Consider the following 7,764-nt stretch of genomic DNA (forward strand, 5'->3'; position numbering starts at 1 on the left):
AGATAAAATGTATAATTATTATACATTTTATCTTTTTTCTTTATAAAATATTATACTAAATAAAAGGAATTTAATAGATTGTATAGAATATATATTAATGTAAACGATTTTGTATAATGATTCTAGGAGGAATAATAAAAATGGAAGTATTAAAGGTATCAAGTAAATCAAATCCTAATTCGGTAGCAGGCGCATTAGCCGCAATAATAAAAGAAAAGAACATAGCGGAAATACAAGCAGTGGGAGCTGGAGCAATAAATCAAGCAGTTAAAGCTATAGCAATAGCTAGAGGATTTGTGGCACCAAGTGGAAAGGATATTATTTGTGTACCAGCTTTTACGGATATACAAATAGATGGAGAAGAGAGAACAGCAATAAAACTTATAGTACAACCTAGATAAGATAAAGAAGAGCTTGGTAATGGGCATCTTAATTATTTTTAAGTTGAAATTAATTACAAAACAGTATATACTAAAATGGTTGGATGCTATATTTATTAATTAATTTTTTGTAAAGAGGTGGATATAATGGTATCAAAAGAAGTTATAGTAAAAAGTTCATCAGGTCTTCATGCTAGACCAGCAACATTATTAGTTAAGAAAGCTTCAGGATTTAAGTCAGACGTTAGCATAGAATACAATGGTAAGAAAGCAAACGTTAAGAGCTTAATAGGAGTTTTATCTTTAGCTGTAACTAAAGATGCTGCAATAAAAATTTCAGCATCTGGAGATGATGAAGCTCTAGCAGTTGAAGAATTAGTAAGTTTAGTTCAATCTTTAGACGATTAATATTTATTAAAAAGAGATGTCCCTAAAAAGTATATAAATTTAGGAGACATCTCTTTTGTTATGTATAATATTCTAATTAAAATATAATTTTCCCCATAAGCAAATAGAAGAATAATATTATTTACTTATTGGGAAAATATTATAATAGGTATTTTAATTAATTTTTTTATTTAAATTATTATTGCATTTAAATAGCAATGACAGTAAATTTAATGATGATAAAAAAATTATTATATATATTATTCTTTGAATTATAGGTATTCCAAAAGAAAATATAGTTACTAAATTAATATTTAGTAAACCTATTAATCCCCAATTAAAGGCACCTAGAATAACTAAAATAAAAGAAATTTTATCGAATATATTTAATTTATACATTTTATTCACTCCTAACTTTAGAATACATTATGTTTATATATATGATTTAAAATAAAAAATAATAACATTAAGTAAATTTTTCAATAAAATACTATGAAAATATAAAAAATATGTTATAATACGAATGTTGAAATAAAAAAAATAAAATATATTCGTGTGGAGGTTTTTGTATGAGAAATTTATATAGCACACCATTAAATTCAAGATATGCATCTAAAGAAATGAGTTTTATTTTTTCAGATGATATGAAATTTACAACTTGGAGAAAGCTATGGGTAGCTCTTGCTGAAGGTGAAAGAGAACTAGGCTTAAATATAACAGAGGAACAAGTAAATGAATTAAAATCAAATATTAATAATATAAATTATGAAGAAGCTATAAAAAAAGAAAAAGAAGTAAGACACGATGTAATGAGTCATGTGTACGCATATGGGTTACAATGTCCAGCTGCTAAGGGTATAATTCATCTTGGAGCTACTTCTTGTTACGTAGGCGATAACACAGATGTAATAATAATGAGAGATGCACTTTTATTAATAAAAGATAAGATAGTAACAGTATTAAATCACTTAAAGAATTTTGCCATTGAATATAAAGATTTACCTACATTAGGATTTACACATTATCAGCCAGCTCAATTAACTACAGTAGGAAAAAGAGCGACTTTATGGATGCAAGATTTAGTTATGGACATTGAAAATATAGATTTTGTAATACATAGTTTAAAACTAAGAGGAGTAAAAGGAACAACTGGAACTCAAGCTAGTTTTATGGAATTATTTGATGGTGATGAAGAAAAAGTTAAAAAATTAGATAAAATGATAGCAGAAAAAATGGGATTTGATAAGAGTTTTGGCGTTACAGGTCAAACTTATCCAAGAAAACTTGATTCAATAGTTTTAAATACATTATCAGAAATTGCACAAAGTGCTTATAAATTTAGTAATGACTTAAGATTACTTCAAAGTATGAAAGAGATGGAAGAACCTTTTGAAAAAAATCAAATAGGATCATCAGCAATGGCTTATAAGAGAAATCCTATGAGAAGTGAAAGAATTAGTGCACTAGCTAGATACGTAATAGTAGATGCTTTAAATCCAGCAATAACAGCAGGAACTCAATGGTTTGAAAGAACGTTAGATGATTCAGCTAATAAGAGATTATCAGTTGCAGAAGGATTCTTGGCTTTAGATGGAGTATTAAATCTTTATATGAACATAGCTGAAAACATGGTAGTATATGATAAAGTCATAGCATCACATGTAGCTAGTGAGCTGCCATTTATGGCTACTGAAAATATAATGATGGAAGCAGTAAAAAGAGGAAAAGATAGACAAGAATTACATGAAAAAATACGAGTTCATTCTATGGCAGCAGCTCAAAGAGTTAAAGGCGAAGGATTAGATAATGATTTAATAGAAAGAATAATAAATGATAATTCTTTTGGACTTACTAAGGATGAAATATTATCAATAATAGATGCTAAAAAATTTGTTGGTAGAGCACCAAGTCAAGTAGTAGAATTTATTGATGAATATGTAAATCCTATTATAGAAAGTAATGAAGAAGCTTTAAAAATTAAGAGTGAAATAACAGTTTAAATAATTTAAATATATAGGATATCTTAGTTTGAATCATTCTAAGGTATCCTATATTATTGAGAAGTCTATTTAACCTAGTACATACATCAAGTTATACTTAAAACAAAGTGCAAAATTAAGAACAGATTTTAATATATTTCTAAGCTTCTTATTCTAGGATATAATATAGGGTAGGTTAAACTTAAAGGATAGTTTAATTTGTTATAGCTATGACAGCAGTATAAGTAATCTCCATCTGGAAGAATATGAGTTATTAAACCTGAGTGGAAGAATCGACCTATTTTAGGTGTATAAAATTGTATTATAGTACCCTTCTTTAAAGGAGAATTTTTATTAATTTCAAATCCAAGTTTATTTTTTATAATATATGAATGTAGCTCTTCAACTCTAACCCAAGCATTACTATAGGGTTTCCATGAATTTGAAGTCTTTAAACCACCAAAATGAATTGATTGAGAAATAAAATTTGTACAATCTCCACCTATACCATCAAAGGATGTATAATCTTTATTAGGAGTCAAAGCAAATTTTTCGGCGTATTCACAAGCTTTTAATGGATCATAAGAAAAACTTCTATCAGAAGTATAAGGTGTTCTGTAACAATTATTACTTTCAAGATATTTTTTATATAGACGATCTAAAACCTTTATTTTAGAACTCCAAATACCTATTTTATTAGATGAAATAATATTCATTATTTGTAGTAAATCTTTTTTTAGTATATCTTCATATAAATTAGGATCTTCCTCTTTATTAACTAAAAACATTATTTTTAATTTGTGATTACTTTTATTTGATATAAGTATATATTCATCTAATGAATATGATATTATACCTTTGGGTGAATTATTTAAAGTGAAGGATTGTAGGTAGTTAAATTTTATTTTGAGTAAATTGTGATTTTTTTCAAGTATGTTAAATTTATATTTAGTTTTTATATTGTTTATTTGTAAGTTCAATTTTTTTAGCCATAAAGAATTAAAGCATTTTTTTAAATATAAATCTTCAAAAATATTGTCGCTTACATTACATTTTTCTTTTTGAATTAAATTGAATTTATCATATGTAGTAGATAAAATTTTATGAAAATAATATAAATCTATTGATAACAATATATCACCGCCTAAGGAAAGTAGTTTTTTATAAATTATAATTAATTTATAAAAATACGTTTACAGATATATATGAACAAAGTTTATATATATTGCTAAAAAGTATTAAAATATATATTCTCATATAATGTGATATAATTAAGTGGTTCTATTACGTATAACACTTGCTGATAATATAATTAAAATATATAATATAAAGGTATTAAAAAATAAAGAATAATATTTTAATTATAAGATATTTTAATTATATTAGTGAATAATGAAACCTTATGAGAGATTTAAAAAAAGGAGTTATAAAAATAATGCAAAATTTACCTAACTCAATAGTTGAAAAATATGAAGAAATTCTTGGAAAGATAAAAGTCTTTTCAAATCAATATCTTAATGAACAATATGAAAAAGTTTGTATAAAAGCGTTACATGACTTAGGAATGAGCCATGAAGATTCATTGAAAAAAGGGAAAAGCTCTTCATGGGCAGCAGGAGTTGTTCATGCAATTGGAACAGTAAATAATTTATTTGATGTTAAAGAGGAGCCATATATTAAAGCTCTTGATTTATATAAAGAATTTGGAGTAAGTAATAGTACGGGCTCTATGAAATCAAAAGAAATAAGAAACTTATTAAATATATCAAAAGATGATGAAATATGGATAGTAAATTCTAATGATAAGAGCGATTCTTTAAATGATAAAAAAGAAGTAGAAGCTGAGAAAGAAGAAAATATTAGAATTACTGAAGAATTTATAAAAGCTCAAAAAATAATGAGAAAAGCATGGTCTGAAAAGAATTTTAATAAGAAGGTAAAACTTGCAAAAGAGGCTTTAAGTGTTTGTGAGTATTGCTCAGATGCATATATAATTTTATCTAAAGATGTAAGTTTAACTGATAATGATAAGAAAGAGTTATTAGAAAAATCAGTTGATTCAGGTAAATACATATTGGGCATTGACAGTTTAAAAACTGCATCTAAAGAATGTTTTAATAAAAAAGAAGCTCAACCATTTTTTGGAGCTAAATATACTTTGGCTATTCAATTATGGAAAATGGGTAAAAAAAATGATGCTATAGATAATGCATTTGAAATATTAGAATTTAATGAAAAAGACAACTTAATGGTAAGAGGAATATTGTCTAGTTGGTTATTAATTGAAAAAAGATATGATGATGCAGAAAAGTTATTTAAAAAATATGATAATGATTATTTAGCAGCAGTATCATATAATAAGGCTTTATTACGTTATAAAACAGGAAAAATAAAAGAAGCAGAAGATGCTATAAGAAAAGCATACAAGAAAAATTCATTTGTAATACCATATATATTGAAACAAAAGAAAATTCCTAAAGTATTACCTAGAATATCTAGATTTGGAAGTGATGCAGAAGCTATGCATTATATAAAATATAGTTTAGAAGCATGGAATGAATCTAACGAAACTATTAACTGGATAAAGGAAATGAATATAAATTTTAAAATTCAAAAATCAAATTAATAGATTATTGTAAAATATGAAAAAAGATTACGTGTTGACCTTTACATAATTAGAAGAATATGATAATATAAAAATATAAATTAAATATTAATCTTCAGGGCAGGGTGAAATTCCCTACCGGCGGTAAAGCCCGCGAGCTAGAAATAGCAGATTTGGTTAAATTCCGAAGCCGACAGTAAAGTCTGGATGAAAGAAGAAATTACTTATTTGATCTAATGATTATTAGGTTTTAATTCGTATTATTTAAATTGATTTTTACCCTGAACTTATATTTTAGTTCAGGGTTTTTTAATTTATAAGATAAAATATGATTTTTAATTATATCTAAATAATATTAAAATCATATATCTTTATTTTGATACGTTAAAATCATAATTCATTATAAATAAGATTATTATTAATCCCTGAAGTATTACACTTCAGGGATTTTTTTCTTTAGAACATTGTAAAAAAGGAAAATTTCATAAAAATTCAAATCATAATTAATTTAGGCAAATGAAAATAAATAACTCATGCCTATAAGTGGTTGCTATGATTTTTATATTAAGAAGAAGGTGAATTTAGTGAATGAGAAGTATATGGGGTTAGCATTAGAATTGGCTAAAAAAGGAATAGGAAAGGTTAATCCAAACCCTTTAGTGGGTGCAGTAATTGTAAAGGACGATGAGATAATTGGAATAGGATATCATGAGCAGTATGGAGGACCACATGCAGAAGTAAATGCCATTAACAACGCTACTAAGTTATTAGAAGGAAGTACGATATACATAACATTAGAGCCATGTGCACATTATGGAAAAACTCCTCCATGTGTAAATTTAATAATAGAGAAAAAAATAAAAAAAGTAGTAATAGGAATGTTGGATCCAAATCCAATGGTATCAGGAAAAAGTGTAAAAAAACTAAAAGAGAATGATATAGAAGTTATAGTTGGTATAGAAGAAGAGAAATGTAAAAAATTAAATGAATCATTTATTAAATATATAACATCAAATTTACCATTTGTTATTTTAAAAAGTGCAATATCATTAGATGGGAAAATAGCTACAGCTATAGGAGAGTCAAAGTGGATTACATCAAAAGAAGCAAGGAGAGATGGGCATTTATTAAGAAATAAATTGTCAGCTATTATGGTAGGGGTAAATACTGTTATTAAGGATAATCCAGAACTTACATGCAGAATAGAAAATGGGAGAAATCCAATAAGAATTATTGTTGATAGCACCTTAAGAATTCCATTAGATTCAAAGATAGTAAATAACTCTGATAGATTAACCATAGTAGCAACAACTAAATATGCTGACAAATTAAAAAAACAAAAATTAGTTAATAAAGGTGCAAGAGTAATAGAAATAATTGATAAAAATAAAAAAGTTGATTTAAAAGAATTGATGATATATTTAGGTAATTTAAAAATAGATTCTATATTAATTGAAGGTGGAGGAACATTAAACTTTTCTGCATTAGAAGAAAATATAGTTGATAAGGTAAGATTTTATATAGCACCTAAAATATTAGGTGGTGAAACAAGTAAAAGTAGTATAGGTGGACAGGGATTTTCTAAATTAAGTGATGCTGTAAAACTTAGAGATTTAACTTATGAAAAATTATCAGAGGAGATAGTTATAGAAGGATATATAAATAAATTGAAGTAAAAGGATGTGATTAATTGTTTACTGGAATTGTTGAAGAAGTAGGTAGTTTAGAGAAACTTACATTAGGGGGAGGCTTTGGAGTAATAGAAATAAGAGCCAATAAGGTACTGGAAAATACTAAAATAGGAGATAGTATTGCATCAAATGGTGTATGTTTAACAGTTTTGGAAATGACTAAATCTTCATTTAAAGCTAATGTAATGGGAGAAACCTTAGAAAAAAGTTCACTGGGAAGTTTGAAATCAGGAAATAAAATTAATCTTGAAAGAGCAATGAAATTAGAAGATAGATTTGGTGGACATATAGTAAGTGGTCATATAGATGGAGTAGGTAAAATAACCGATATAGAAAAAAAGGTCGATGGTACATGGGTTACTATATCTGCATCAAAAGAGATTTTGAAATATATTATATACAAAGGTTCAATAGCCATTGATGGCATAAGTCTAACAGTTGCATATGTTGATGATGAAAAGTTTAAAGTATCTGTTATACCGCATACTTTAGAAAATACAATTTTATATGAGAAAAAAGTTCAGTCAGTTGTAAATTTAGAATGTGATGTGGTTGGAAAATATATTGAAAAATTAGTAAATAACAAGGATGAAGAAATAAAAAATGAAAGCAATGTAACCATGGAGTTTTTAAGAGAAAATGGTTTTTAATAATAAAATGCGTTTTAAGGGGGTATTGATATATGCATAAGCAAACTGGACAGAGCAATTGAACTTAGGAAT

8 protein-coding genes and 1 riboswitch are annotated in these 7,764 nt (G+C 26.1%); of the genes, 6 read left to right on the forward strand and 2 right to left on the reverse strand.

The genetic code is table 11. The features are described from left to right. The first annotated feature begins 140 nt into the window (after positions 1-140). Positions 141-401, forward strand: coding sequence for a stage V sporulation protein S (locus NG918_RS11720; protein WP_252212838.1), 261 nt, complete (start codon positions 141-143; stop codon positions 399-401). Between the two features lie 126 nt (positions 402-527). After that, positions 528-788 carry an HPr family phosphocarrier protein gene (locus NG918_RS11725; protein ID WP_003373177.1) on the forward strand — a complete coding sequence of 87 codons (261 nt, stop codon included), beginning with the start codon at positions 528-530 and terminating at the stop codon, positions 786-788. A 153-nt stretch (positions 789-941) separates the two neighbouring features. Here NG918_RS11725 and NG918_RS11730 read toward each other — a convergent pair whose 3' ends face one another. Then, positions 942-1,166 carry a DUF378 domain-containing protein gene (locus NG918_RS11730; RefSeq protein WP_252212837.1) on the reverse strand — a complete coding sequence of 75 codons (225 nt, stop codon included), beginning with the start codon at positions 1,164-1,166 and terminating at the stop codon, positions 942-944. A 170-nt stretch (positions 1,167-1,336) separates the two neighbouring features. Between NG918_RS11730 and purB the strand changes: the two genes are divergently transcribed. Continuing rightward, positions 1,337-2,767, forward strand: a complete 1,431-nt coding sequence (gene purB / locus NG918_RS11735; protein WP_252226307.1) for an adenylosuccinate lyase — start codon at positions 1,337-1,339, stop codon at positions 2,765-2,767. A gap of 128 nt (positions 2,768-2,895) precedes the next feature. Here the strand turns inward: purB and NG918_RS11740 are convergent, their stop codons facing one another. Further along, positions 2,896-3,879, reverse strand: a complete 984-nt coding sequence (locus NG918_RS11740; RefSeq protein WP_252226308.1) for an amidase domain-containing protein — start codon at positions 3,877-3,879, stop codon at positions 2,896-2,898. A 302-nt stretch (positions 3,880-4,181) separates the two neighbouring features. Here NG918_RS11740 and NG918_RS11745 point away from each other — a divergent pair, with 302 nt between their 5' ends. The 3 genes from NG918_RS11745 (at position 4,182) to NG918_RS11755 (ending at position 7,692) form a co-directional block, all read left to right on the forward strand. Next, positions 4,182-5,372 (forward strand): DUF6398 domain-containing protein, encoded by a 1,191-nt coding sequence (locus NG918_RS11745; protein WP_252226310.1) that lies wholly within the window; start codon positions 4,182-4,184, stop codon positions 5,370-5,372. Between the two features lie 86 nt (positions 5,373-5,458). After that, positions 5,459-5,574, forward strand: a riboswitch (FMN riboswitch). A gap of 361 nt (positions 5,575-5,935) precedes the next feature. Beyond that, on the forward strand, positions 5,936-7,027 hold the full coding sequence (gene ribD / locus NG918_RS11750; protein WP_252212834.1) for a bifunctional diaminohydroxyphosphoribosylaminopyrimidine deaminase/5-amino-6-(5-phosphoribosylamino)uracil reductase RibD: 1,092 nt from the start codon (positions 5,936-5,938) through the stop codon (positions 7,025-7,027). Positions 7,028-7,041: 14 nt separating this feature from the next. Further along, positions 7,042-7,692: a riboflavin synthase gene (locus NG918_RS11755; protein WP_252212833.1), complete on the forward strand. Its 651-nt coding sequence runs from the start codon at positions 7,042-7,044 to the stop codon at positions 7,690-7,692. The last annotated feature ends 72 nt before the right edge of the window (positions 7,693-7,764 follow it).

The organism is Clostridium sp. ZBS2 (assembly GCF_023845855.1).
In the GTDB taxonomy this organism is placed as follows: Bacteria; Bacillota; Clostridia; order Clostridiales; family Clostridiaceae; genus Clostridium; species Clostridium aquiflavi.